This window comes from Paenibacillus sp. GM2, assembly GCF_900069005.2.
Lineage (GTDB): Bacteria > Bacillota > Bacilli > Paenibacillales > Paenibacillaceae > Fontibacillus.
The window spans coordinates 1091521-1116298 of sequence record NZ_LN831279.1 but is presented as its reverse complement, the minus strand read 5'-3'; the positions used below and the strand labels follow the sequence as shown (position 1 = coordinate 1116298).

18 protein-coding genes are annotated in these 24778 nt (G+C 48.3%); 4 read left to right on the top strand and 14 right to left on the bottom strand.

What is annotated here, in order from left to right; genetic code table 11:
- Positions 1–59 precede the first annotated feature (59 nt).
- A complete protein-coding gene (locus tag BN1360_RS14830; RefSeq protein WP_068780628.1) occupies positions 60–4457 on the top strand; it encodes a family 10 glycosylhydrolase in 4398 nt (1465 codons plus the stop codon).
- A gap of 63 nt (positions 4458–4520) precedes the next feature.
- Here the strand turns inward: BN1360_RS14830 and BN1360_RS14825 are convergent, their stop codons facing one another.
- Positions 4521–6032 carry a DHA2 family efflux MFS transporter permease subunit gene (locus BN1360_RS14825; RefSeq protein WP_068780627.1) on the bottom strand — a complete coding sequence of 504 codons (1512 nt, stop codon included), beginning with the start codon at positions 6030–6032 and terminating at the stop codon, positions 4521–4523.
- A 403-nt stretch (positions 6033–6435) separates the two neighbouring features.
- On the opposite strand from BN1360_RS14825, the gene BN1360_RS14820 reads away from it, so the two are divergent.
- Entirely contained in the window at positions 6436–7686 is a 1251-nt protein-coding gene (locus BN1360_RS14820) for a methyl-accepting chemotaxis protein (RefSeq protein ID WP_068780626.1), read from the top strand.
- Positions 7687–7738: 52 nt separating this feature from the next.
- On the opposite strand, the gene BN1360_RS14815 is transcribed toward BN1360_RS14820, so the two are convergent.
- The 7 genes from BN1360_RS14815 to BN1360_RS14785 form a co-directional block, all read right to left on the bottom strand.
- On the bottom strand, positions 7739–9922 hold the full coding sequence (locus BN1360_RS14815; protein WP_068780625.1) for an alpha-galactosidase: 2184 nt from the start codon (positions 9920–9922) through the stop codon (positions 7739–7741).
- Positions 9923–10106: 184 nt separating this feature from the next.
- A complete protein-coding gene (locus BN1360_RS14810; RefSeq protein ID WP_068780624.1) occupies positions 10107–10769 on the bottom strand; it encodes a GGDEF domain-containing protein in 663 nt (220 codons plus the stop codon).
- A 508-nt stretch (positions 10770–11277) separates the two neighbouring features.
- Complete coding sequence (locus BN1360_RS14805; RefSeq protein WP_068780623.1) at positions 11278–11853, bottom strand: hypothetical protein; 576 nt, start codon at positions 11851–11853, stop codon at positions 11278–11280.
- Between the two features lie 173 nt (positions 11854–12026).
- Positions 12027–13163 carry a response regulator gene (locus BN1360_RS14800; RefSeq protein ID WP_068780622.1) on the bottom strand — a complete coding sequence of 379 codons (1137 nt, stop codon included), beginning with the start codon at positions 13161–13163 and terminating at the stop codon, positions 12027–12029.
- A 185-nt stretch (positions 13164–13348) separates the two neighbouring features.
- Positions 13349–13993: a class D sortase gene (locus BN1360_RS14795; protein WP_068780621.1), complete on the bottom strand. Its 645-nt coding sequence runs from the start codon at positions 13991–13993 to the stop codon at positions 13349–13351.
- A 417-nt stretch (positions 13994–14410) separates the two neighbouring features.
- Positions 14411–15640, bottom strand: coding sequence for a DUF4349 domain-containing protein (locus BN1360_RS14790; RefSeq protein ID WP_068780620.1), 1230 nt, complete (start codon positions 15638–15640; stop codon positions 14411–14413).
- Between the two features lie 82 nt (positions 15641–15722).
- Positions 15723–17501 carry an ABC transporter ATP-binding protein gene (locus BN1360_RS14785; RefSeq protein WP_068780619.1) on the bottom strand — a complete coding sequence of 593 codons (1779 nt, stop codon included), beginning with the start codon at positions 17499–17501 and terminating at the stop codon, positions 15723–15725.
- A gap of 171 nt (positions 17502–17672) precedes the next feature.
- Here BN1360_RS14785 and BN1360_RS14780 point away from each other — a divergent pair, with 171 nt between their 5' ends.
- Positions 17673–18599, top strand: coding sequence for a helix-turn-helix domain-containing protein (locus BN1360_RS14780; protein ID WP_068780618.1), 927 nt, complete (start codon positions 17673–17675; stop codon positions 18597–18599).
- 1 nt (position 18600) lies between these two features.
- On the top strand, positions 18601–18837 hold the full coding sequence (locus tag BN1360_RS14775; protein WP_218652994.1) for a cysteine-rich CWC family protein: 237 nt from the start codon (positions 18601–18603) through the stop codon (positions 18835–18837).
- Positions 18838–19025: 188 nt separating this feature from the next.
- On the opposite strand, the gene BN1360_RS14770 is transcribed toward BN1360_RS14775, so the two are convergent.
- From BN1360_RS14770 to BN1360_RS14745, 6 genes are all read right to left on the bottom strand, one after another.
- Entirely contained in the window at positions 19026–19562 is a 537-nt protein-coding gene (locus tag BN1360_RS14770) for a GNAT family N-acetyltransferase (RefSeq protein WP_068780617.1), read from the bottom strand.
- 29 nt (positions 19563–19591) lie between these two features.
- Positions 19592–20242, bottom strand: a complete 651-nt coding sequence (locus BN1360_RS14765; protein ID WP_068780616.1) for an HAD family hydrolase — start codon at positions 20240–20242, stop codon at positions 19592–19594.
- A 105-nt stretch (positions 20243–20347) separates the two neighbouring features.
- Positions 20348–21139, bottom strand: a complete 792-nt coding sequence (locus BN1360_RS14760) for a lipid II flippase Amj family protein (protein ID WP_068780615.1) — start codon at positions 21137–21139, stop codon at positions 20348–20350.
- Positions 21129–21284, bottom strand: coding sequence for a hypothetical protein (locus BN1360_RS14755; protein ID WP_157259351.1), 156 nt, complete (start codon positions 21282–21284; stop codon positions 21129–21131). The genes BN1360_RS14760 and BN1360_RS14755 overlap by 11 nt, the downstream gene beginning before the upstream one ends.
- A 208-nt stretch (positions 21285–21492) precedes the next feature.
- On the bottom strand, positions 21493–23409 hold the full coding sequence (locus BN1360_RS14750) for a beta-N-acetylhexosaminidase (RefSeq protein ID WP_068780614.1): 1917 nt from the start codon (positions 23407–23409) through the stop codon (positions 21493–21495).
- 166 nt (positions 23410–23575) lie between these two features.
- On the bottom strand, positions 23576–24688 hold the full coding sequence (locus BN1360_RS14745; RefSeq protein ID WP_324254270.1) for a glycosyltransferase family 2 protein: 1113 nt from the start codon (positions 24686–24688) through the stop codon (positions 23576–23578).
- Positions 24689–24778 lie beyond the last annotated feature (90 nt).

The following is a 24778-nucleotide window of genomic DNA, read 5'->3' as shown; positions in this document are numbered from 1 at the left end:
TGATCTCTGGCTCACAGTGCTTGGTTTCAGTTATCTGATCATTTGAAGGAGAGAGTTAATTGACCAATTATCCAAGTGTGAAACGTATGTTGGCCACAGTCCTCGTTCTTTTGCTGCTGCTGAGTTTATGCACGAACACTTTTGTAAGCGCTTCACAAAACAAGTCGAATTCTGCTGTATTAACCTATGCCTCCACAGTATCTAATGGCGAACCTTCCGATCCAGATCAAACAGAGCCCGCCGATCAAGTGATCCCCCCTGAAGACACAAATAATGGGCCTCCCGCTATAGAGGAGCCGGATACGGGAACAAGTCCTGATGACTCAGACTCCGGCATAGATAGCCCAGCTCCGGAGATAGAAACACCGCAGGTCCCCTCCCAGCCCACAGATACCGAGACCGCTGAGAATGAGAACAAACTCCATGTCCCTGCTGAACTCCTGGCCGAAGTAAGCAGGCTGGAAATCCAGTCGGATCATCTCATGATGGAATCAGGAACAAGCCAGCAATTTACCGTAAGTTTCTACGACGAGAACGGTCAGGAAGTAAGTGTAGCCGATGGACTCGAATGGTCCGCCGATCCGACTATCGGCCGAATCGACAGCAACGGTCTATTTACCGCGAACAGCATGGTAGGCGAGGTCCAATACGGTTACGTGACCGTAAGCTATGGCGCTTTATCTGCACAAGCGCTCGTCCTTGTTGGAAAGATTGCGGTCATCATTGAGGATTTTGAGTCCATGCAGCATAACGGAACCACAGTATTGTCAGCAGGCCTGATCAATAGTACGTCGTCCGGAGTCGAGTTGTCCAGCCGCCCTGAGCCGGTTATGTATGGGGAGCATGCCGCGAAGTTCACATACGACATGTCAGGCACCTCAGGAACTTCCGCTGCCTTTGTCAACCTGCACAATCTGGATACCGGAGATTACTACAGGCCGCTCGAAGGCTATCCGACCAAGCTGGGAGTCTGGGTATATGGAGATCAGGGTGGCCATTGGTTCCGGGCCAGGCTCCGTGATGGAGCGAACGTTCTAAAAACGATTGATTTCACCACATCTGCCAACTTTACCTGGTCGGGATGGAAGTATGTCACAGCGACACTCCCGACGGATCTTGCCGGTCCGCTCAAGATCAGCGATCTTTACCTCGTGGAGACGAAAAATGAGAATAAGAATGCAGGTATTCTGTATTTTGACCGACTTAGTGCCTTCTATTCCAATACAGATATACTCGGCATTGATCTGGAGGGTCTAACCCCTATGAAAGTACACGAGACCAAGCAGGCCGAAGTCTATGTCACGAAAAATAACAGTACTGCACCGGAACCTGTTCAGAACGGAGTAACCTTCCTGAGCAGTCATCCGGAGGTGGCCTCCGTTGATAGCCATGGAATGGTTCAGGCCCACCGTACGGGTCAGACCGCTATTGTTGCGCTGTATGGTACCGGGCAACCGGCACTGTTCAAGCTTACCGTCAGCGAAGACGAACCGCCGCTGGAATCGATCGGGATTTACGGACCGGAGAGCATTGAGCAAGGTCGAACCGATAACGTCAAAGTCCTCGCCCGGTATGCCAACTACCCTGACACAATCGATGTGACAAATGCGGCGTTGTTCACCAGTTCAGATTCTTCCATTGCCAGTATAGCTGGGGGCGGAGAAATCACAGGACATGACACAGGTACGGTAACCATTACCGCCGAGTACAAGGGACAACAAGCGCAATATTCCTTGGACATCATCGAGGCGCGGCCTGTGCTTGACAAGATCGTATTGTCCGGGCTGAAAGCGATGAAGTTGGGCGAGCAGCAGCAGGCCAAGGTAACAGCCAAGTACAATATCCTTGATCAATACCGCGAGGATTTAGACAAGGATATAACTGCAGATTCCACCTACAAAAGCAGTAAACCGGCGGTTGCGGACATTAATGCCGAAGGAATTGTTACGGCAAAAAGTATAGGAGCGACCATGATAACTGCAACCTATCAAGGAAAGTCACATAGCTACGTACTCGTCGTGAACGTGAATGGAGAGGAAAGGATACCTAAGCGGGAACTTCGAGCCGCCTGGATTGCCACAGTGGAAAATATCGACTGGCCGGCCAAAGGAACTTTTAATGCCGAACAGCAAAAAGCCGATTTCATCGCTATTCTTGATGAATTGAAAGAGGCTGGAATGAACGCAATCGTCATGCAAGTTAAGCCGACGGCCGACGCTTTTTATCCTTCAAAATTCGCCCCATGGTCCAAATGGCTGACCGGAGAGCAAGGCAAAGATCCAGGTTATGATCCTCTCGCCTTCATGATTGAGGAGGCGCATAAGCGAAATCTGGAGTTCCATGCCTGGTTCAATCCTTATCGCGCAAGTATGGAGCCGGATGTCAACAGCCTGATTCCCGAGCATCCGCTGCGCCAGCATGAGGATTGGCTGCTTACCTATGGCGGCAGGCTAATCATGGACCCGGGCATCCCCGGTACGCAACAATATATTATCGACAGCATTATGGAGGTCGTACAAAATTATGATATCGATGCGGTACACTTTGACGACTACTTCTATCCGTATCCGGTCGCAGGCGTAAATTTCCCCGACGATGCCTCCTATAGCAAATATGGGAACGGGATGAACCGGGAGGATTGGCGCAGGCACAACGTGGATACCTTGATTCAAAAGCTATCCACAGCAATCAAGGACGAGAAACCTTATGTTCAATTTGGCATTAGCCCCTTCGGCATCTGGAAAAACGTCGATTCCGACCCGGAAGGTTCGGATACTAGAGGTACCGAGAGCTACAACGCTATCTATGCGGATACCCGTAAGTGGGTACAGGAAGAATGGATTGATTACATCGCCCCGCAGATTTACTGGTACTTCAATTACGGTCCGGCTGCTTACGAGAATCTGATTGATTGGTGGGCGAAGCAAGTCGAGGGCAGGAACGTGCACTTGTACATCGGGCACGGCGCTTATCGGATCGGATCGGATGATCCGAACTGGCTTGATCCCGATCAGATGCCGAACCAGATTCAGTTTAACCGCAATTTTGACAACGTTAAGGGAAGTATTTTCTTCTCTACCCAAAGTCTTCGCGACAATCCTTTAGGCTTCAACGACCGGCTGCAGCAAGATTTATACGCTTATTCGGCTCTCGTTCCAGAGATGAACTGGCTTGGACAGAGCAAGCCCGCTGCACCTGCAGAGATGACCGGAACTGCTGCGGCATCAGGAATCCAGCTCGATTGGCAGGATCCACAGGAGGAAGTCGCCTATTATGCAGTTTACCGGAGTATTGGGAATCAGGCTCCAGACATCAATAATCCCGCTAATATTTATGATCAAGTTCGAAAGCTCTCCAGCCATCATCAACAATATATCGATCATCTTGTAGAGCAAGGTAAAACTTACACCTATATGATTACAGCGTTCAACCGCGCACATCAGGAAAGCGACTCCACTCAGCAGGTGACTGTCGAAGCAAAGGAACCGGAACCGATCCGAACCATTGAATTTGATAAAATACCGGCACTATACACAGGCAAGAGCCATCAAGTGTCAATTAAAGCGATCTATAAAGACAGAACAGAGCAGCTGGCGATCAACGATCAGATGGAATTCACAAGCAGCAACCCAGGAATAGCAACGATTGATGATCACGGACTCGTCAAAACCCTTGCCGCGGGCAAAACAAAACTTACTGTAAAATATCAATCGCTATCCGCCGAATATGAACTGACGGTCTTAAGCAGCACAGGTGGCGGCGATAATCCGGGCGGCGGTACTGGGGGAGGCGGATCAGGTGGAGATTCAGGCAGCACTCCGTCAACACCGCCATCCACAAGTCAACCAACAGATCCAACAGGTGAGGATACGGACAATAACCAAAATTCAGGCGAGGATAGCTCTGAAGAGCCCTCCAGCATCACCTTATCCGATATTTCCGGCCACTGGGCCGAGATATCCATTCAACTGGCGGTTCGGCAAAAATGGATTAATGGTTACAACGATGGGACGTTCAGGCCAAATCAACCCGTGGATCGCGAACAATTTGCCGTAATGCTTAGCCGGGCATTGAAGCTGGAAGGCAATGGAACAGATATCTCCTTTGCAGATGCCGACGAAATCGCAGCCTGGGCAAGACCGCACATCGCCAGAGTGCTCGAATCCAGCATCATCAACGGGTATCAGGATCATACCTTCAGACCGAATCAACAGATTACCCGGGCGGAAATGGCCGCTATGATCGTAAGGGCATTAGGAGCAGAAGCTGATTTGAAGGAAAATCTGCCCTTCTCCGATGCGAACCTGATTCCAGCATGGGCCAGTCCGTATGTGGCCGCAGCCTATCATGCAGGCATCATTCAGGGCAGGAGCAATCAGACATTTGCTCCCAAGGAAAATGCGACCCGGGCGGAAGCCGTCCTGATGATCCTGAGATTGCTGAAATATATGGAGTAACGCAGAGCTAAAGATAGCCCCTGGTTGTATTAATCAACCAGGGGCTTTGCTTGGTCTGATCGTTTATGCCTTTACCGGTTTGGCGGCAATTTCCCCGGCGCCCTTCTCTCCTTGATCTATCTTCACCTTGCGAATGAAGAAAGACAAGACGAAGGCAACGGCCGTAATCCCTGTAGCAATGACGAAGGCATAATCGATGCCATTAATCGTCGCTTCCTTCGTAATATGCGCCAGTTGCTGAGCATTGGCCGGATCCTTCGGATTAATGCCGGCGGCGATAATTTGCGCTGTCACCTGGCTTTTGGTTCGCGTCGTCATCACCGACACAAGCAGTGCTGTACCCAAGGCCCCCGCAATCGTCCGCAAGGTGTTGGACATTGCCGTACCATGGGCGTTAAGCTTGGCAGGAAGCTGATTCAAGCCGGCCGTCTGAATCGGCATCATCAGCAGCGACATCCCGAACATCCGCACCGTATACATCAGCAGCAGATGAACATAGCTTGTACTATCGGTCAAATGACTGAATTCCCAGGTGGTTACGATCGTGATTCCTAAACCGACGACAGCCAGTAACCTCGCTCCGATCCTGTCAAAGATCATCCCCGTGATCGGTGACATAATTCCCATCAGCAGCGCTCCAGGCATGAGCAATAGTCCCGCCTGCAGCGGTGTAAAGCCGCGAATGTTCTGCAGGTATATCGGCAGCAATATCATCGCTGCATATAGCGCCATCGTCACCACCACGTTGATAACAGTCGTCAAGGCGAACATATCGTATTTAAAAACTCTGAATTCAAGCATAGGATGCTCGCTGCGAAGCTGACGTGTCATAAACAAGGCCAGAGCCACAACACCAACGGCCAAAGTGGCAATTACCACACTGGACCCCCAGCCCTTGCTGCCCGCTTCACTGAAGCCATACAATACGCCGCCAAAGCCGATCGTTGACAATATGACCGACAGCTTATCCAGCTTGGGCCGTGAGACCTCCGTCACATTTTTCATGAATATAATACCCAAAATAATGGACAACAGGGCAAACGGTAAAATGATCCAGAATAAGGTATGCCAGGATTGATGCTGAATCACCCACCCGGACAACGTCGGTCCAAAGGCCGGAGCGAAGTTCATAGCGATCCCCATCGTTCCCATGGCCTGTCCGCGCTTTTCAATCGGGAATATCGTCAGGAACACGACAACCATCATTGGCATTAAAATACCTGCACCGGCAGCCTGAACAAGTCGTCCGACTAATACCATGGCAAAACTTGAGCCTATTCCGCAGACGACCGTCCCTAACGCAAATAGACTCATCGCCGAAATAAACAGGGATCTTGTGCTGAATCGCTCCATTAAATAAGCACTCACCGGAATCAGAACCCCGTTAACCAGCATAAATCCTGTCGTCAGCCATTGAATGGTTGTCGTCGTTACATTAAGATCGGCCATCATCTTTGGCAAGGCTACATTCATTAAGGTTTGATTTAAAATAGCGACAAACGCCCCGATCATCAGCGCCATCACAATCGGCCATCTTTTGAATGGCAATGCTGCTGTTTGTCCTTTATTGCTCATCGGTAGCTCCTTCTCTCACGTTGTCAAAAATCCCTTATAATTCTTCGTATGGTGCCCAATATCGGCCGCAATTCATTCTCGCCTAATCCGCCTAATATATCTATAATGCCGGAAACCGCCCTTGTATATTTCAGCTCTGCTAAATTACTCCACTCTACTCCACTTTGCTTCCCTTTCAAACCTCCTATATATTATGTTGCGCGGATTGAAGCCCAAATCATCCTTCTGTTATTAGCTATACAAAAAAATAATCTATGCGGCTTTGGTTCTACTGCGATGTTCCATAATAACCCGAACGTTTCAAAGTTTAGGAGAAATCATATAATTCGTTGTATCCCCTTTCACAACTCGATGATATAATTGTGGTAGGATTATCCTAATTTACAAGGAGGTCATTATCCCTATGTCATGGTTCAACAGACTACCCCTTAATCAGAAGATTACAGCAGCATGTTATCTTGTGGCCGCACTTTTTGCCGTTCCAACGCTTATAGCCTTTATTTTGGTTGGCAAAATTGTAGTCGGAATTTGTGTAATCGCTGTCTTGGCGGGACTTACCTATCCATTTACTCGCTATTTGCAGACTGCGCTTACGAGTTCCTTTGACGATATTTCGAATGCTTCGGCAAAGATTGCCAAAGGTGATTTCACGAGCCGAATCATGGAATCGGGGGGAATGGAGAACCTTAATCGTTCCTTTAACAGTATGGTGGACAAGCTGCGCAAGATCCTCCAGGAAACCTCGGACATCACCCGCAAGGTTATGGACTCCAGCCGATCCATCTCGGACCGGAATGAGGAACTTGTTGAGGTAATGAGCCAGGTCGCTCTTTCGTCTAATGAGCTTGCCCTTGGGGCGAACGAAATTTCCGAAGACGTAGGCGGTATGAAGGACTCTATCGGTGAAATCGAAACAAAGGTAAGCAACTACGCGGAGTCAACCCACGTAATGAATGAGCGTTCCTCTGATATGCTGAAGCTTGTGGAGAAAGGCCGTGATTCCGTCGCTATGCAGGCCAAAGGGATGAAGAAGAACATCGATGCTACCGAAAAGGTTGCTGAATCCATTGATGCGCTGGCCCGCAATGCCAAAGGCATCACCAAGATTACGGCAACGATCTCTGAGATCGCCGAGCAGACGAACCTTCTCTCACTTAATGCCTCTATAGAAGCAGCGAGAGCCGGGGAACATGGTGCAGGCTTTGCCGTAGTTGCCCAGGAAGTACGCAAGCTGGCGGAAGAATCAACCACTTCTACAAAGGAAGTATTCAACCTCGTTAGAAGCATTGAGCAAGACGTTCAGCGCGCAAGCCAGAATATCAAGATCAACGAGGAAGTCGTCCATCAGCAAAGCGAGATGATCCGTGAAGCAGAGCAGATCTTCCAGCAGATCGTACAAAGTGTTCAATACATTTCGGAACAGATCGCTGCTTTCACCCAAGAGAGCGAATCCATGCTGGAAAGTGCTCACAATATCTCATCCTCGATTCAGAATATCTCGGCTATTACTCAGCAGTCTGCAGCAGGGACAGAGCAAGTATCTGCTTCGATGAATGAACAGATCAATTCCGTTCAAGCTCTGGCGAAGGATATTGAAGAGATGAAAAATTCCGTATTCCAGCTACAAAAGACAATACATATTTTCAAATTTTAATAGCAAAAAATAAGGGCCTCACTCCCGCTGGGAATGAAGCCCTTTCTATTGGTTAACATCCGTGCAAATGGATTACTCGACTTGAGAAATCCCCTTCCAGCTGCAAGGGGAGTCCAGCTGACATCAATCGATCTCCCCCATAAAGCGCCTCGCATCCTTCCAGTCGATAATTCCGCTGCGGATCAAGCCCCTCAAGTTTGATATAATGGATCGGAGCATTAGGCTCTGCCAATACTTGATAATAGAACAACAGCGCTTCCGACTGATCTTCGCTCACAAACATCCATCCTGTCATTTGACCTTCAAACGGGCTTTTTAGGCGGAACATATCCCCTGTCTGAACAAGAGAACGCCTACGCTTATAAGCAGCGATCTGCGCTTTTGCAATCTCCTTCTCCTCAGCTGTGAATTTGCTCAAATCCAGCTCATACCCGAAGTTTCCTGACATCGCGACATCTCCGCGGAAAGCCAAGGAGGTAATCCGGCCCACCTGATGGTTTGGCACGGCCGACACATGGGCCCCCATCGCAGAGACCGGGTATACAAGGCTGGTACCATACTGGATCTTCAAGCGTTCCGCGGCATCTGTATCATCGCTGGTCCAGGTCTGCGGCATATAGTAGAGCATACCGGGATCAAATCGTCCGCCGCCACCGGAACAGCTCTCGAACAATACCTGCGGGAATTGGCTCGTTATCCGTTCCAGCAATGCATAAAGTCCCAGCATATATCGATGAGCAGTTTCCGCTTGCCGCTCTGGCAAAAGCGCTGCGGAACCTATCTCGGTCATATTGCGATTCATATCCCATTTAACGTAGGAGATGGGTACATTTGATAATAGATCGCTTAGTCTGTCATACAGATAGTGTTGGACTTCCGGTCTGGACAGATCGAGGATCAGCTGCTGTCTGGCCTCGGTGCGGCGTCGGCCGGGAACATGCAGACACCAATCAGGATGGGCCCGGTATAACTCGCTGTCCGGCGAGACCATCTCAGGCTCGAACCATAGGCCGAATTGCAGGCCGTAGCCCTGAACACGGGCTGCCAGGTCGCCTAAACCTTGCGGCAGCTTGCGCCGATCCTCATACCAGTCCCCTAAGGAACTATTGTCCGAATCCCGATGTCCAAACCAGCCGTCGTCCAATACAAACAGCTCGATACCAAGCTCCGCGCCCGCGCTTGCAATATCCTCGATCTTATCAGCATTGAAATGAAAATAGGTAGCCTCCCAATTGTTGACGAGTACAGGACGCTCCGCATCGCGATGTTGTCCTCGGCATAATCGGGTTCGGTACAATTTGTGGTACGTCCGTGACATCCCGCCGATCCCCTCCGCCGAATAGACCATGACCACTTCCGGAGACTGGAAGCTCTCGCCCTGCTGCAATTTCCAGCCAAAATCAAACGGTTGGATGCCCATGGAGAACCGTGTAGTTCCATATTGATCTACTTCCGCCTGAGCCAGGAAATTTCCGCTATATACCAGACTGAATCCGTATACCTCACCTTGACGTTCACTTGCATCCGGTCGGAGCAAAGCGAAAAAGGGATTCATATTGTGCGAGCTGGCCCCTCTGCGACTGCCGATCGCGGTAATTCCTGGAGCAAGCGGCTTCCTGACGACATGGCGTTCTCTAGCCCAAGCACCAGGCAAATACAAGCTGTCGAATTGATGATCCGGGAAATCAAGCGATACGCTCATCATCTGCCCCAATTGGATCTCTTCCTGTCCGGTATTCACAAATTTGGCGGATCTTGCAATGACATCGAGATTCGTAAATACGCTGTAGCTCAATGTGACAACAAGACCCGAATAATTGTCATACAGCTCCAGCTCCAGCGTCTCCGCCTCATCCTGCTGTTCCACATAGACGGCAGGCAGTCCCTTAAGAGCCGGCTTGCCCTGGATAATCCGATGTGATCTGTACAGCAGTTCAGTAATCCGCGTACCATCAGACAGTGTGACCTGATAAGCAGGATAGCGGAAATCCCCGGTTCCATACTGAGGGTATTCCTGGGGAAGAGCATCCAGCGACAACGACGGGTCCCCCGGAAGGCTCGGGCTGAAGGAAGCCCGTCCAGTATGTACTAACATCCCGTCCAGATTACTGTTCTGACGCAGCTTCTTCCCATAGTAGACATGTGCTGCATATCCCCGCACCAATTGAATTACATAACTTGAACCCAGCGTCTGTAAATGAAAGATTCCCTTTGCTTCATCAAAAAAAACAGGCATGTCGGCTCCTCCTAAGCATCGTTCAAAATACTGTGCGCACTCCCTTTATTCTACTATGCCACCTTGCTGCCGTAACGATAATAAAGTGATCTGGTATATGGACTTTTGTGTTATTTTACAAAAATAAAGACAGAACCTGGAAAGTCCCGCCTGGCTTTGGAGTTTATTCTCTCATATCATCCGTTCAATTCACGCTGCTCTTCTTCTTAGGCAAGCGGACTGGCTCTACCTTGCTTATTTCTCTGATCTTACCGCTGCTATAGACAGTATAACGATTTTTGCCGAGACGCTTGGCCCGGTACATGGCAATATCCGCTTCCTCTTGCATACGGCGCTGCTCGGCATGTTGTCCATCCGCCATGCTGATGCCGATGCTTCCGGTAATCGCGATATCCCGCCCTTCAATATAGTAGGGCCGGCATATTTTCCCTAAGATTAACTCAGCGAGAATTTCGACCGTATCCTGCTCACAATTTTTAAGAATGATTAGAAATTCATCGCCGCCGACCCGGTAGGCCTGTTGATGCTTGTTCGTTACCCGTCTCAAATCTTTGCCGACCGCGCGTAGCAGCATATCCCCCATATGATGCCCGAAGGTATCATTGACTTCCTTGAAGTAGTCAAGATCAAGGCTCATGATCGCCAGATTTCCCTTGCCATTATATTTCTTCCAGAAGCGATCCAACCCATTGCGATTATATAGACCGGTGACCGTATCACGATAAGCAAGACGTTTCAACCTGGAGCGTTCGCTAAAGGTAGCATGTAAGGCGATGCCTATTAGGATTAAGACGACAATGTTAACGATGTACGCCCAGCTTGGAATACTATCTACTAATCTACTCATTCGTTCACCACCAACCAAATCTATTTTCCACTCATGTTATGTAATAACCGTACTTCCGGACTGCACTTTCTAAATATACAAGTAAGAACGATCCAACTCAAGCAATAGTTGCAAAAGATGTTTATTAACCAGTTTTTATAAGTTGTTTGCAACAAAGTTTGTTTTTTTCCATTTTTTTATAGAATCAGAACTTTTTCATGTAGTTATATAAGCCTGGTTCATAATCTTAAAGACGTAAGACATCAGTAGGATAAACCATAATCTTTAGCGTACACAATACGGCTCTACAATTTCTCTACGGATAGAAAAGACGCCTGCCCCGTCCCTGATCCTTCCAGACCGCCAAGCAGTCTGATCTTCGATCAAAGCCCGGAAAAAGCGTCCACTTTGCCCTTCGGCCCCTACTACCTATTTACGAACCTACAGCAAGCAGCTCAGGCCCTTTTCCTTATCCATGCTGACCCTTCTTTACAAAGGCTGTCAACGGCTCGCACACTTGTTCAATCTGCTAATTTGTCGCCTCATCCAGATTGTCGAGGATTTCATCCGCTCGTCTGATCGCATTATCAAGATCAACTGAATCTTGAGAGTTATATTCAGCAGTAGACATACTTGCTCCCTCACGGCCATCACGATCAGCCAGGCTGCAAGCCAGCGGCTGCCCTTTATTTAACGTGTAGAATCCATAGAATTTGCGATTATTTACCGCCTTGATTAACCAGTGGAAGAAGTCATGCAGTTCATCATCGGCCCAGTCTCCTTCTTGCAGGCTGATCTCCCGCATATAAGTGATTTGCATCTTTTGCCGCCCGTCCTGCGAGAAATGTACCGTGTTATTGAATTGATCGGACTCCAGGGTAAAGCGAAATGGCCTTTCACGCAAAAAATAAATATCCAGATTATAAAAAAAGGCGGGCCCTCCCGGAGTGGCAACAACCCCAACCAGATTGCCTTGACAATTGATATAGAACCCTCTGCAGTAATGAATGGTAGTTCTGCTCATGCTTTTGTACAATTTAATTTCTGTCAGAGAGTCAAGATCAAGGCCTATAGACTCGTCTCTGAAATTTCTGATGATATTCATACTCGTGGACTCTCCTCCTCAAATAGCAATTATTCATTCTTGCGAGCCCCACTGTCAGAAGTATATAATCTACGCCTATACAATTTCTGAACACCTGTGGAGCGGATAAAAAAAACAGCGAGACTCATCCTTCATGATAGGAACCTCGCTGTTGTTCTGGCAGCCTGACCCGCCTATTGCTTCACTATTTGATTGCTCTCCTGCCACATCTTATACCATTCCGTAATGTAATCGCTCGGCGCCTCACCAAGCTCTTCCTCCAGCACTGATTCCAGCAATTGATATTGGCGATGCACCATCGCCGGCTGCTGCTCGGAATAGATAACCATCAGTTGATAATACGCCCTTTCTTCCAGAATATCATGGTAGATAATGTTCAGATAGCTGGCAGCCGCTTGTTCCAAATCGTTATTCTGATAGTACCAATCCCCCATATCATAGCTAAGTTTAAGCCATTGGCTCTTATAGCGTTGCCGTTCGCTCTCCGCCCACCAGTAATCGTATTCTTGCAAGTAATCTCCGGTATACAGCTTAATCAGCTCTTGATAAGCATCTATCGAATCCGCGGTTAATGACGGAAGCGTACTTATCCCGCGATCCCACTCGTTAATGTCCAGAACGATTTGATTCAAGTGCAGGACATAACCATCGGTAGTATTCGCAATTTGGAACCGATCTTTATAGGGCTCCAGCGCTTTACGTATATGATATACCGTAGTATACAGCTGAGAATAGATTTTCTCAGAATCGTGATCCTGCCACAGAAGATCAATCAGTACCGACTTGCGGACCAGTTGTTCACGATGCTGCAATAAATAAAGAAATAATTCCTGTGCCTTGGAGGTCCGCCATTGCAACAATGACATATTGCCGATCTCGCCCACGGTAACCTGTCGGAAGACATTCAGATGAATATCTCCGTTATGTATCACATGCAATTTTGCCCGGAGGTTCATCCGTTGCCTGATTCTGTCCAGCGTCTTGATCAATCTCTCCGTCTGTACCGGCTTCACGATATAATCAAGCGCATTCAAATCAAAGGCTTGTACGGCATATTCATTATATGCGGTCACAAAAATAATATTTAAATTCGGTTTCTTCTCTAGCAGCTGGTCGGCCAATCGAATCCCATCGAGCTCCGGGAGACTAATATCCAAAAATACGGCATCCACCTCCCGATGCAAAATCTCGTCACGGGCGATCAATGGATCCGTGTATTTGCCAACGATTTCAATATCGCCAACCTTAGATAATTGCCGCTCGAGAAATTCCAGGGCCAGCTTCTCATCATCCACGAGGATCATTCTCATGGTAGGATCATGCTCCTTACTGGGTTGAATTAACGGTATTCTATCAAAAAGTATATCATATGAAGCGGAATCGCTTATATCGAGATGCATGAATTACATCATATTAACGCTAAATGTGTCTGAAAGTTGCACAACAAAGACAAAAAAACGCCTGGTTAGGCGTTTCCCGCAGCAACATGTTCACTTCATGATATTAATTTGGCTTGTATGATAAGCCGATGGGTTGATACATTTAACGGAGTGCATGTGATCAGAGTTAATAGGCTGTCTTTCCCATCGCTGCTTAATACAGATACATCGGTTGGTTCAACAACCAATATATTGATAACCTCATAAGTATATATCTGGTCCCTGGTATGAATGATGATCTTATCTCCAAGCTGAACCTCATCAAGCCGGTTGAACAAACGACCGGTTGTCCTGGCGCGATGAGCTGCGATCGCAGCATTGCCGAATGAACCGAGCGAAGCCGTGTCCGATAAATGTACGGCAGAAGCTCGCATATTCTCCTTTGTCGCTCCTTCCAGAATCGGCAGCTTTACATCGATTGACGCAATCTCGATAATTCCAAGCAATCCTTCCTCATCAGGAACGGAAAGCGCACCGCCTTCCGAGTCATCGTCCTCTGATGCAGCTCCTTCCTGTAAGTAGCCTGACAGCTGTTCATAGCTGGCCATCAGACCCGGATCGAGCCGGGCTTCCCGCTGCTCCGCGGCCTGCAGCAGGCGCTCCTGTTCACGGTCGGCATACCGCTCTATAACCCTCGGCGCCGCAATCACTATTACGCCAAGCACAATACACAACCACCATAGCTTGCGAATTCCCTTCACCCCCCTGCTCGAATCTGGTTGGTGGAATGGTTATACCTTCTCATCTACCTTGGGAGTAAATAGAAGAAAAGGTATAACGCTGAGGTCAAATATCCCATTGCCTCTGTGTTCGCCTGGATCAGCAGGACGATTCGCTTCGTTGACTCCACCTAAGGCGATCCCCAAATTCCAATGCTGAAAACCAGCTGCCTTAACGAAGCAACGAACCCTACAGTCCTCCCATCAGATTGGTTCACAGCATGAGTGCTCCGGCGTCCGCTTGCCGAGTCCCTAGTTCTAACCTTTTTCTAGCAATAGCGCCTTCGACCTCGTCAACTATTTGCTCTCAATAGCTGCACTACTTCCGGTACCACGCTGATCTTGCGGCGACATCCTAATATTACTTAGAGCAGCTATACAAATTCTCAACACAGAGATTTACTTTGACTCTTTATCTGCATCAGGCTCAGCGATTTGCGTAACAGAATCATTTTTTTCGGCAGCTGAAGATGGTTGACTTTCCGTCAAAGACTCCGCTGCTTCCGGGTGATGGGCCTGCTTCTCTTCAGAAGCTGGAATCGCTTGATACTCGTAGTTTCTGTGGCGCCTCGCTCTAGTTCTTATCGCTCTTTGCAACAACCATACAATGGCAAAAATAATCCCGGCGATCACAATGACAGGAATCGCTCCTGCAAGAATAACAACCAGCCATTCGAACAGGGCCGAAACCACTTGAATGCTGCCTTGCAGCGATTTGCCCGCTCTCTCCAGCAAGGGAGATCTCTCTTGACCTGCATTTTGCAAGGCCTTTACATCCGGCTGATACAATCGGATTTCGACGGTGGAGAAAGAGACATTGCTATCAAGATACCGCATCCGCCCTTTAATCTGTTCAATCTCAGTCTGAATTCGTTCAAGTGCATTGACATACTCTACAAGCTGGCTGGTCTTCGTTGCCTCATCAATGAACTTGAGATACCTGGCTTCCATCGCTTCCTTCACCTTCAGGCGCGATTCCAGGTCTACGTATTCCTCGGATACATCCTGCCCTTGAATGCTGCGCTGTAAAGAGGTATGCTCCAGCTTCTCTAGTTGTTCCAAGAAGGAGGAGAAGCCCGTGGAAGGAACCTTGATCGTAATAGTTCCCCCCTGCTCTTCGAGAGAGCGATTCTCTGAAAAATCAACGATATATCCGCCAGCCAAAGCAACCTGATTGCGGATCTCCGATTGCGCCTTGCTATAGTCATCTACTTGCATGACGACATTCGCCGTGTAAATCAATTTCTTGTTCATGCCCGCCCGCATATCTGCGCCTTGAAACCCGGAGCTGCCTGGATTCCCAGAACCATCCGGAGCAAACTGCGGGTCGCCGCTCTGATGCTTTGAGACTGACTCTGTGGCGGCAGCGTCCATGCCGGTCGCCTTATCCGCTGCAGCGAAGTCGGCATCACTGCCCGTCTTTGACTCGTTGTGCGAAACGCCGGCGCTTCCGCATCCGCTTAATAATAGCGTTAGCACAAGCAAGACTGCCGTTTTCCAATTCCTCCATTTGCTCATCATCATGCCCCCATGCTCTTTGATATAGTTCGGTCCGGCCAATTCTCTGTCAGCTTCATGAAGGCCGACCTTATCAATCTTGACGGAGGTAGAATATGGAATGTTGCGCAAATATGCCTGGCCCGCTTAAGTTCCCTTCAATAGAATAAGCCCCAGTCCAATGTATGAACCGGGGCTAGAGGAATGATAAGTTTTACATATTTTTCAGCTTATAGAACTCGCCTTTTCTATCCAGCAATTGTTCGTAAGTGCCTGTTTCGACAATCTTGCCTTTCTTAAGCACGATAATACGATCGGCGTTCTTGACGGTCGAGAGGCGGTGGGCCACGATAAACGTTGTTCGTCCTTGCATCAGCTGCTCCATCGCATTTTGAACATGTCGTTCAGAAGCATTGTCAAGCGCAGAAGTAGCCTCATCAAGAATAATAATCTTCGGATCACGAACTAACGCGCGGGCAATGGCGATTCTCTGTCTTTGCCCACCGGATAGTCTGCCGCCATGCTCGCCAACCGATGTATCCAGGCCCTCCGGCAGACTGTCAATTACATCCTGCAAATTAGCCATCCATACCGCCCGCTGTAATTTCTCTTCCGAAATATGAGGCAGACCGTAAGTAATATTCTCCCGAATCGTACCGGAGAACAGGATGTTGTTCTGGAGTACAATGGCTAGCGATTGGCGATAACGCGACATGCTGAGCTCATTCATCGGCATTCCATCGATTAGAATGCTGCCGGATTGCGGCTTGTAGAAGCCGATAATTAAATTCAGAATGGTAGATTTACCTGAACCTGATTCGCCGACAAAGGCAATCGTCTCCCCGGGCTTCACATCCAGACTGAAATTATCCAGCACATGCCGGTCCGAATCCTTATAGCTGAAGCTGACTCCTTTGAACTGGTAGCCGCCGCTGAATTTTTCGGGTTTAACCTTCCCTTTGTACTCCTCCGTCTCATCAGACAACAGGACCTCGGTGACGGAATGAAGCGATTCGAAGCCCTTGACCAGGTTCGGATATACGTTAAGGATCGATGTCACCGAACCGATCATCATATTGAAAAAGCTCTGGTACATTACGATGTCGCCGATCTCCATATAACCCTGGTAGGAGAGATAAGCTGTAAAGAACAAGCAGCCCACCTGGAACAATTGAAAAATAACCCAGCTGGAGGAGCCGAAATAAGCTTCCAATACGTCCAGGCGATGTCCACGATCCCGGATATTCTCCAGCGCGGCGTCTACCTTGCGGATTTCCACTTCTTCGAGCCCGTGAGCCCGGGTTACCGGAATCATTTCGACGGTCTCGGATACTTTTCCTGACATCTCCTCGATGTTCTTCCGGACTTCGCGATTGCGCTGCGACATTTTAGTGTTGAAGAAGCGAACCAGATAAATCGCCGTTGGTCCCATAAGCAGGAAAAATAGAGCAACGATCCAGCTGTTATATAACGTGAGCACAACGACAATCGCCAGATTGATCGCGGCCGGGATGATTGTCATAAGCATTTGCCTAGACAGGAAGTCGACCGCTTCAACGTCACGCAGCACTTTGGACTGCAGCTTCCCCGCATTCATATCCCCATGATAGCTTAAAGATAGCTGTTGCATTTTGCGAACGAGCGTACTGCGCAGCCCTGCTTCCACATGACGAACCGCCTTGCTGATATAACTGACATGAAGGGTATGCGTCGGGATATTTTGCGCAATAACGATGATGACCAGAATCATATTGATCCAGAACTCACGGATCGAATGACGCTCAGGATAACTTACAATGTTAATGATGTTCGCTGTGACGATCGACAGCACCCAGGTTGGGGAGTTTTTAATTGTATAGAAAAATGCCGATAAGGCGACCTTCCCCACATGATTACGATATAGACGCGCAAGTAAACTAAACGGTTTGATTTTAGTTCCTTGTTCATTTTCGAATACTTTTGAATAATCCAGAGAAATCTCTGGTCTTGCCATAGGATTCACCTGCTTTTTAGATTATGATAGTGAGTGATGGATTCGGATCATTTAAACCAGGGATAACATCAGTGACTAGTATAGAACTCCTGTTACCTGATCTCTATAACATGATCGGTCTGTTTTTTATGGATTGTTTAACTAAATCGGACATCAAGGAGTGGATCTAACATGACCCCCGATTACCCGGAAATATATTTCCCCCATTGCCGTTCGGAGGCCTGCTTATTCTCCCCTCATACGAGAACTGTTGAGAACGGCTGGGTCTGCGGACGGCATGTTCACCATACTATGCTTGAGATACTCCTCGTCGTGGAAGGCACTTTGACTACGATTCTCGGCTGCAACGAATTCAGCCAGCAGGCCGGAGATATTATCATTGTCTCGCCTATGATGGTGCATGATTTTCAGGTCAGGCTGTCGGAGAGAGTATCGTTCTTTACCATGCACATCCATATCGAGGACACCGAAACTCTCCATCTCATCGGCGCCAACAATCAGGGCTTCTATCCGTCGGGTCATCCGTTGAACCAGCAGGTGAAGTCTTCCGTTGAGCGTATTATCGACACCTTGTTCCATCATAGCGGGGCTAAGATGTCTTTGATGCGTGAGGTTTATACCATTCTCGACGAGATGCAGCGATATTTCTCCGTAACCCATGATATAGGACCGCTGTCCTTCGATGCGGAATTGTCTAATCGGGTAGCGAAGGAGATTCAAGCGCTCGTTCTGCGAAATAACGAGGAGGCTGCAGCAGGGGTAACGACAGATAAGGATGCCAATAGTGACTGGCTTGAAGAGATATCGCGCAAGCTTGGGGTGAGCAGGCGGCATTGCCATCGGTTGTTCAGGCAAGCCTTTGGAATTCCCCCGCGCGAATATTTGATGGTGCTCAAGCAGCAGGAAGCGATGCAGATGCTTGTGACCAGCAACGATTCGATCGAACGTATTGCCCACAAAATCGGATATGAGAACGTCCAGAGCTTCAGTCGGCAGTTCACAGCCTGGGCGGGCTGTACTCCCAGCACTTTTCGCAAGAATAATCTGAACGAGCGTCATCATTTGGTCCCTATCAACTTACAAGAGCAGGTGCATTAAATTGAGTTCACACCATTCCGACCCCAAAATTGCGGAGATTAACCCATTGCGTTGTCCGTTATGCGGGCAGCCTAATCATTGCGCCTATGCTGCCGGACAACCACATACGACCTGCTGGTGCAATCATTTATCCGTTCCCAAGCCACTGCTTGAGCAGATTCCCGATCGGTTCCGCCGCAAAGCCTGTGTCTGCGAAAACTGCGTCAGAACGTATATTGCCAAGCACGGTGTGCATTAATCTGTATGTATGATATAGAAGCGATAGGCTGATAAGCTTATATGATCAGAAAAACCTGCATTTCTGCAGGCTTTTAATGCGTTTAGCTTTATATAGCGAGAATTCCTGCAAAAGAAAAATCCCTGCCATAGGGCAGGAATTTTTTCTATCCGCAACTCGATTTTGTTAGGCCGTCTTATTACGTTAACTTAATTCTCATCAGCCAATACGCTCATCATAATGACATCGTGATAGCTGCCATTTTTAAATATTTTCTTCCGCAGCCTGCCTTCTTCCTGAAAGCCGCAGCTGCGGTAGCAGCGATAAGCTCTCTCATTATAATCGTATACTTCCAGCTCTAGCCGATTCAAATTGAGGGACTGGAATACAAATTGCTTGAGCAAATGAATAGCTTCACGGCCAATTCCTTGCCCTAGCAAATCCTTGCGGCCAATCACGATACCAAGCGAGGCAGAACGGTTCTGCCAATCGATTCTGATCAGATCAATCTGGCCAATATAGTCGAGCGCAGCTTTATCCGCAATCACGAACCCTCGCATACTGTTGGATTTGCCTTCCATCATCATATTCAAAAAAGACTCGCTATCATATTCGGACTGCGGAAAGGTAAAGACCGTACTCAGTGTATCCGTAATATCCGGATCATTCACCCAATTACGAATGCTGGGCAGATCTTCCTTCCGATATTCTCTTAACACAATACGATCCCCAATAAGATGCGGCATAATAGACTTCCTCCCTATTCCTAGCTAAACTATGTAAAAAAATCATCCAATTGAATTGCTCCAACGCGATCAATAATTAGATCCGCCTGTGACAAATCCTGTGCTCCGGAGTTCGGATTCAAAAAGCCGATACACTTCATCCCCGCCGCTTTGGCCGCTGTAACCCCATGTCTCGCATCCTCAAGGACAACGCAGCGTTCGGGTTCGACTCCCAATTGCCTGGCTGCTTCCAGGTAGACGTCGGGGGCCGGCTTGCCCTGAGGAACCTCTTCACCGCTTACGATACTGCCAAAATCATTTAGCATCTCAAACCGGGATAGAACGGCCTCGATAAACACTCTTGGTGAGGAAGAGGCAAGTCCAATCGCAATTCCGCGACGCTTGAGTTCAGCAATAAACGGCCTGATTCCATCCATCGGCTCCGCATCCATATTTTGAATCGCCTGAATCTTCTGTGCCAGCTGATACTCGATCAGCGCTTCCACAGTCTGGGCAATTCCGTATTCCCGCTTAATATCCGCCCACATTTCAGGGTTGGTCATGCCCACATACTTCTCAAATTGTTCCTTGCTAAGAGGATGTCCAAAATGCTCCACCGTCTCTATATCTACGGCAAAATGAAGCGGCTCGCTATCAATAATGACTCCATCCATGTCGAATATAAAGGCTTGCTTGCTCATCGTTTTCCCTCCTGATGCTAGATTTCCAGCGCATTATATACAGCTCTGATCATGCCCGAATATATTTACTAATCGCCCACTCTCTCTCGATCTGCCTGGATTCTATTAAATCACTTGAACTAGCCAAGCTATGAGATAGGCCGCCGGAACAATAAATAGCTGTGCCAATAATGTCCCCAGAAACCTGGATAACATCAGCATAACATATATTTTGCCAAGCTGGTGCTTGGAGCCTTCATCATGAATGGCCCGATCAGTGATTAAACCAAGCTGCGGATCAATAAAAATGGTCAAAATGATCGTCGCTACCCCGTTGATGATTCCTGAAGCTTGAGAGGCCGTCGTACTAAATGTCGGCGAGAGATAAGCCGCGTAGAGCGATGACAATACTCCCACCGTATATATTCCCGTGACGATAGTATTTAGCAGCATGAAGCGTTTCGGGATGCCTAAAATTCGAAAATGGCGAAAACTGAACCGTGGCTTTTGCAAATAATGCCGGGAGTTTTTGATCTGTCCGATCGTGACGCTGGCGATTAAACGGGGCAGCGATCCTACGACCTCAAACTTGGCAATAATCCGCTCAAAGACGTTCACAAAAGTCGGGAACAAAAATAAGGCGACCAGTGTACCGACAGAAGCCGCGAACAGAATAATCCGCAGACACCACAATACATCAAAGGAAGCATCCACCCTCGCATAATCGATAAATTTAGCCGTAAGCGGAGCCTGAATCATGTTCGCCGTTCTCGATACCAGCACAATCATGCCCGTCAGCGAGAGCGCGACCGCGATTTTATTCAATTTCACCCCGGCATAGCGAATCGAGTAGGACAACGTCTCAGACGTATGGATAATCATCGTCAGCACGAACACAATCGTTAAATTAATCGCCATACCGTTTTACCGCCACAATCACATAATATTTTGTCGCAATGCGATATTGTTGCCAAACTTTGTGGGAACCACGGACCCACCCATCGAACCCTTCCTGCAGAGCATACTCATCATAATAACAATAACCTCTAACGACCTCGCTCATCCGGCGTCAGCCCCTTTAATCTACTATTGTATTTTCGTATTCATAGTTATTAACGAGCTAGTATATGTATTCTTTGATGGGAAATATAACCATAATCATAGTTGGATTTATTAAAAAAGACAACCCCATTTCCCCTTCATTCCCTCTGTTCATGGGGAAATAGAAACGGCCCCATCCTCAAGGTCGAGGCGGAGCCGCAATAAGTAGTTTATAGTGGATTCAATACATGGAAAAATACGTTCGGAGAAGCCATCCGGTAATAATAGCTGCACCAGCCGACGCCCATATGATTGAAACGGTTATTGAAGCTGTAAATGAGACGCTCTTGCTCCAGCTCCTCAATTCGCTCCAGACGACCTTCAACATAGTCAAGCAGCCTTTCGGAAGCGGTATCGAGTCGGCTGATCACACCACCGTAGCGAATATCGATTACTTCCCAGCCAAACGGCTTGAAGATGCGCATCCACTGTCTACGATGAGCACGGCGCAGTTCCTGAACGGAAGCGGAGATTGCCGGAAGCACCTCGGCTGCGATATGCCGCAATACCTCGGTATTTCCTGAATCATACGCCTGCTTGAGCTGAATGCCGATCTCGCTCTTCTGTTTCAGTACGCCGGATAATTTCTCCGGCACCTCAAAGATATAGTCAAGCTCTGCCTTAGGGTCACGGATCTCACGCAATGCCTGCTCCAGGGCCGCATAATGCTCGTTAAGCTCCAGTCCTTCGATCTGTTTATCAAACAAGCCCAGCAATACGTCCTGATACAACAGGAATTTCGATGGATTGCTCTGCCTCGCATTATTGGGCTCGGAGCCCGGAACCTCGTCCAAATCCTTGAACTTGAGGAAGGCCTCCGCCTCGATCCCCGTGCAGAATTTCACCCTTTCCGTCACTTGTTCCCACGCCAGGCTGCCTTCTGTATATGCATGCTCGGCATATAGCTGAAGACCCAGCAAAGCAGCAACCGGGTTGCTCTCATTCCCGTCATCCCCCCACATCGTGGCGTAGATGTCACGAATGCCTTCCCGCTTGCATACCTTCAGCGCAGAATCTGTAGCGCGCAAGGACAAGCCATAATTGACGCCAAATGTGTTAAACACCCAGACGGCCCCCGCAAATGCCAGATTGCATCCAAGCGGACGATGCTTGGCAATCTGCTTCTCGTAATCCTCCATCTCGGTGTGATAGTAATCCCAATACACCATTTCCACATTTTTCGGAATACGCTTAGCCATTTCTTCCGGAATTCCCGCTTCGGAGTTGTAATAATCCCGGCCATCCTCGGAAGCCAGCTTCAGGAACATATCACTCCACATCATCGGCTCCAGACCTAGTCGGGAGGTTACCTTCAAGATCTTCTCCAAATGACCGATCATGATATCGAACCGCGACTCATAACCATTCCGATCCAAATATTTACCGCGTCCAAGCTCTTCGGCTTCATCCATGCCAATGTGGATTCGTTTGCTTCTAAAAGGGGCGCTTACGCTTTCCAGCATATTTTCTACTAATCGGTCTACCTTCTCATCCCCCACCAGTAGAGCTCCCTTGGTATCTTTGTAGGCAGCTACCGATTCCCACTTCAGGAACTCTTCCAAGTGAGCTAAGGTCTGAATGCTTGGGAAAGCCTCGATCCCGAACTGATCCGCATAGTCATCGATTTCCTTCAGCTCGGCTGCGCTATAGCGGCCGCGCATATAACCGAAGTACGGCTCTCCGGAGATTTCGTAAGTATCCTCCATATACAGCATCACGGTGTTCAGGCCCATTAGCGCCATCTTGCGGAGTAGAAATTTGAAGCTGTCCAGCGTAAGCACACCATTGCGCGACAGATCAAACATGGGACCGATCGTGCCAAATTGTTGATTCTCCTTAATATGAAAGGGTCTTCCCGTTTGCCCCTGCTGAATCAGCAAGCCAAGTCCGCGGTAGAACTGATGCTTCTGACCGTAGCGGATGTAAGCATTCCCTTCCTCCAGTCCAACCTCAAGCACATCTTCGGCTGTCGAAGGCCCCACTTGAACTTTTCCTCCATCATCAGACAAAGTAAATGAAAGCTCCTGAGATAATGCTTCAATCCCTGGCAATAGGTCAGCCATATCCCCTTCAAAATGAAGTTTCACGAATAATTCCTCCCACACTAGTAATATTATCGTTACGTTCATTGCTCTGGCCCTATTATATGTGAAAAATGCTCCCGATGGGGAACAATTTTTGTGATAGGAAATAACACATCTTCAACCGTATATCATTTAGGAATGTGCTGTCCTTAGAAATCGTATAGTTAACTTATGAATCCGACGGTTCGTCAGCTGGTCGAACCGACTGCCGGTCATTCATATTCAACAACTGTCCCTGGGCCAGCTCGCGGAAATACCGCTCATTATAAACAACGCTGGGATGATCAGGATTGTACATCCTGGCAGCCTCATGATGTATTTTGGCGTTAACTCGATCCCCGAGACGGTCGTAGCAATAGCATAGTTGAATATGCGGGAGCAGCGTTGAAGTATACGTTTCCTGTACAGCCATGGGGTTCTGCGGCAAACCGATTAAAAGCGCCTGTCGGTACCAGTAGATCGCCGTGTCAAACCGCTCTTGCTCTACAAAATAAGCGCCTAATTTACAGCATAGCTCTGCACGTGGAGCATCGATCAGCAAGGTCCGAAGCAGCGCTTCCAGCGATTTCTCCGTCTCCCCAAGCTGTCTGTAGCATTCCTCCAGCTTATGGCAGGCCGCAATCCTGTCTTCTATCCAACCCAGCCCATCCTGCAAAAATTTCTCATATTGCACAGCAGCCTCATAATAACGTTGATGATCGTACAGCTCATTTGCAAAATAATATTGATCCCGCGGTGTAAACAGCTCCCCTTTCGCTCGCCGGTTTATATAAATGCGTAAATTACGATCAGAATATTCCTTCCGCTTGTTATGCTTGACAGCAATATCGCTGTGATAAATATTTCCCGACACCGCTAAATACTCATGAACAGCCCCGATCCATTTGAATCCGCAAGCTCGGCGGACCAGACGGTTTCGCCTTAAGGAATAAACCGCCTTCCCCGCTTCATCAAAAGTCAATTGGTAGGACATCGTCACACTGTCATATGCAAATTCCGTCCTTTCCTTCAGCTCTAGCAATTTCACACAGTCCTCGGGCCCCAGGACATCGTCCGCATCCAGCCACATCATATATTCCTTCGTCGCCTGTTCAAAGGCATAATTGCGCGCTGCGGCAAAGTCATCGATCCACTCGAAATCATAAATGCAAGCCCCGAACCTGGCAGCAACCTCCTTCGTGCAATCCGTTGACCCTGTATCCACGATGACAATCTCATCAACGATGGGGCAGAGCGGCGATAAACATGCTTCCAGGGTGTCTTCCTCATCTTTTACGATCATACATAAGCTTATAGTCATCATTAGCAACGGAACCCCCATACCGAAATTTGTATCAACATATGAGTCGAGATTTCTCGGTATGAATCGGAA

What these genes read in the sequence shown, in the direction of transcription:
- BN1360_RS14825 (WP_068780627.1), bottom strand. Translation starts at nt 6,032, where the DNA reads ATGAGCAATAAAGGACAAACAGCAGCATTGCCATTCAAAAGATGGCCG.
- BN1360_RS14820 (WP_068780626.1), top strand. Translation starts at nt 6,436, where the DNA reads ATGTCATGGTTCAACAGACTACCCCTTAATCAGAAGATTACAGCAGCA.
- BN1360_RS14815 (WP_068780625.1), bottom strand. Translation starts at nt 9,922, where the DNA reads ATGCCTGTTTTTTTTGATGAAGCAAAGGGAATCTTTCATTTACAGACG.
- BN1360_RS14810 (WP_068780624.1), bottom strand. Translation starts at nt 10,769, where the DNA reads ATGAGTAGATTAGTAGATAGTATTCCAAGCTGGGCGTACATCGTTAAC.
- BN1360_RS14805 (WP_068780623.1), bottom strand. Translation starts at nt 11,853, where the DNA reads ATGAATATCATCAGAAATTTCAGAGACGAGTCTATAGGCCTTGATCTT.
- BN1360_RS14800 (WP_068780622.1), bottom strand. Translation starts at nt 13,163, where the DNA reads ATGAGAATGATCCTCGTGGATGATGAGAAGCTGGCCCTGGAATTTCTC.
- BN1360_RS14785 (WP_068780619.1), bottom strand. Translation starts at nt 17,501, where the DNA reads ATGGCAAGACCAGAGATTTCTCTGGATTATTCAAAAGTATTCGAAAAT.
- BN1360_RS14780 (WP_068780618.1), top strand. Translation starts at nt 17,673, where the DNA reads ATGACCCCCGATTACCCGGAAATATATTTCCCCCATTGCCGTTCGGAG.
- BN1360_RS14770 (WP_068780617.1), bottom strand. Translation starts at nt 19,562, where the DNA reads ATGCCGCATCTTATTGGGGATCGTATTGTGTTAAGAGAATATCGGAAG.
- BN1360_RS14765 (WP_068780616.1), bottom strand. Translation starts at nt 20,242, where the DNA reads ATGAGCAAGCAAGCCTTTATATTCGACATGGATGGAGTCATTATTGAT.
- BN1360_RS14760 (WP_068780615.1), bottom strand. Translation starts at nt 21,139, where the DNA reads ATGGCGATTAATTTAACGATTGTGTTCGTGCTGACGATGATTATCCAT.
- BN1360_RS14755 (WP_157259351.1), bottom strand. Translation starts at nt 21,284, where the DNA reads ATGAGCGAGGTCGTTAGAGGTTATTGTTATTATGATGAGTATGCTCTG.
- BN1360_RS14745 (WP_324254270.1), bottom strand. Translation starts at nt 24,688, where the DNA reads ATGATCGTAAAAGATGAGGAAGACACCCTGGAAGCATGTTTATCGCCG.